The sequence below is a fragment of the SAR324 cluster bacterium genome (assembly GCA_015232315.1).
Taxonomy (GTDB): domain Bacteria; phylum SAR324; class SAR324; order SAR324; family NAC60-12; genus JADFZZ01.
Genome location: JADFZZ010000087.1, coordinates 1 through 2,213 on the forward strand (window position 1 = coordinate 1; position 2,213 = coordinate 2,213).

Genomic DNA, 2,213 nt, shown 5'->3' on the forward strand with positions numbered 1-2,213 from the left:
CAAATTACGATAACGCCGACAGAAACCACTTCTGACATCGTGGAGACAGAAACGTCCACAACAACTACCGAGACAGCCACAACAACAGAAACCACAGCTACATCAACTTCCACCGTTACGACCAGTGCCAGTGCAAGTTCCACGACTACGACATCTTCAACAACAGCGACGACTGTAGCCGTTGTTCCTGCGGGGTTTACCTTGAGCGCAATCAGTGGAAATACTACCGAAACCGGGGGAACCGCGACCTTCACAATGAAACTGAACGCAAAGCCTACGGCTAATGTCGTGATTCCCCTAAGCAGTTCCAACACGATAGAAGGAACCGTATCTCCCGCTTCACTCACCTTCACCGCCAGCAATTGGAATACCCTGCAAACCGTGACCGTGACCGGAGTCGATGACTTAAAAATTGATGGAAATGTTGCGTATAGCATTGTGACAGGTGCCGCGAGTAGTACGGATAGTAATTATAATGGCCTCAATCCGGAGGATGTCTCCGTAACCAACACCGATAATGATATCATGTGGACTACAGCTCGACAGATGGGAACAGCGGGAGAAGATTCCAGTCGTTCCGTTGCTGTCGATAAAGATGGGAATGTCTATTTGGCAGGTTTGACTTCCAGTAGTTTGGATGGTCAAACATATATAGGTGGGTCTTATGATGCCACGGTCATCAAATACAATTCCTTGGGAGTCAAACAGTGGACAAAACTGGTGGGAACCGACCAGTACGATATAGCAACAGCGATCACCGTGGATAACAACGGGAATATCTATATTACGGGTATAACCACTGGAACCTTTCCTGGTAAAACCAATATAGGTGCGAATGAGTCATTTCTGGCAAAACTGGATTCCTCCGGGAATCTGATTTTTACGCAAGAGTGGGGGCAGTATGCGGATGATGGGGGTAGAGGTATCGCTGTGGATAATAGCGGAAATATCTATATTGCGGGATATTCCCAATATGGAGATAATTCAGTAGGTCCCTGTGATCTGGGAACCTGTAGTAACTATGCCAGTTATGTTGCGAAATTTGATGCTTCCACGGGAACCAAGTTATGGCTTTACCGTTTTGGCAGTGATGGCCAGCAAGGGTTCGGAATTACGGTGGATAGTAACGGAAATATCTATGCGACAGGAGCCAATTCTGACGGATTGGGAACCTGTGAGGTCGGCGCTTGCGGAGGAAATGACATGTATGTGGTTAAATATAATTCTTCCGGAACTAAGGCATGGACTAAACGGTATGGTTCCGCCGCCCATGAATACGGCTGGGGGATAACCTCTGATAGTTCTGGAAATGTCTATGTCACAGGTCAAACAACGGGTGCCTTTCCTACAAGCAATGCCGGGGCTGAAGATATATTCCTTATAAAACTGGATTCTTCAGGAAGCAATCAATGGGTGAAGCAGATGGGAACTGTTCAGTCTGATATAGGAAATGGGATCTCCGTCGATAGTAACGGGAATGTCTATGTTACAGGCTATACCGGAGATGCCCTGGATAGCCAAAGCAATGCTGGCGGTAGGGATGTATTTTTGGTCAAATATGATTCGGTAGGAACCAAACAATGGACAAAACTGTTAGGCTCTACCTCGGATGATGAAGGGATGGGAGTTACGGTCGATAGCGGTGGAAATATCTTTGCTACAGGTCAGACCAAGGGTGGATTGGATGGGAATACGTATGGTGGAGCCAGTCTCTGGGATTTGTTTGTCACAAAATATGCCCCGGATGGAACGCGATAGACCTTTGGCAAGGGCGCCGGGTTGGGCTTGCTGTTAACAATGTGGTGATGAAATCCTGTGATGACTCCTGCGTGTCGCTCCCGTAAGCGCCAAACCAACCACATCTATGCAAAGCACAGCAATTATGTCATAGTCGTTTAGGCATACGAAATATGATTTTTCAGGGCAGTGAATTATAGGAAGTCCGATGGTTGAAGACCGTCGGACTCGCAATTGGCAGAATTGAGGTAGCAATCTGGTGAGTTGCTCCGAGTTGTGGGCATAAGGGAGTTGTTCAAACAGATGTTTGAGATAGGCAAACGGCTCGAGTTTGTTGGCTTTGGCGGTTTCAATGAGACTATAAATGGCGGCACTGGCTTTTGCGCCCGCGGGAGTATCACAAAAGAGCCAGTTTTTTCGGCCCAACACCAAGGGGCGAATCGAGTTTTCAGCCCAATTATTGTCCGGAGTGACCT

1 protein-coding gene and 1 pseudogene are annotated in these 2,213 nt (G+C 47.5%); one reads left to right on the plus strand and one right to left on the minus strand.

The genetic code is table 11. The features are described 5' to 3' along the window. On the plus strand, positions 1-1,758 hold a 1,758-nt coding region (locus HQM11_21450), incomplete at its 5' end, for an SBBP repeat-containing protein (GenBank protein MBF0353604.1). A 219-nt stretch (positions 1,759-1,977) separates the two neighbouring features. On the opposite strand, the pseudogene HQM11_21455 reads toward HQM11_21450, so the two are convergent. Next, a pseudogene (locus HQM11_21455) lies at positions 1,978-2,213 on the minus strand (transposase domain-containing protein).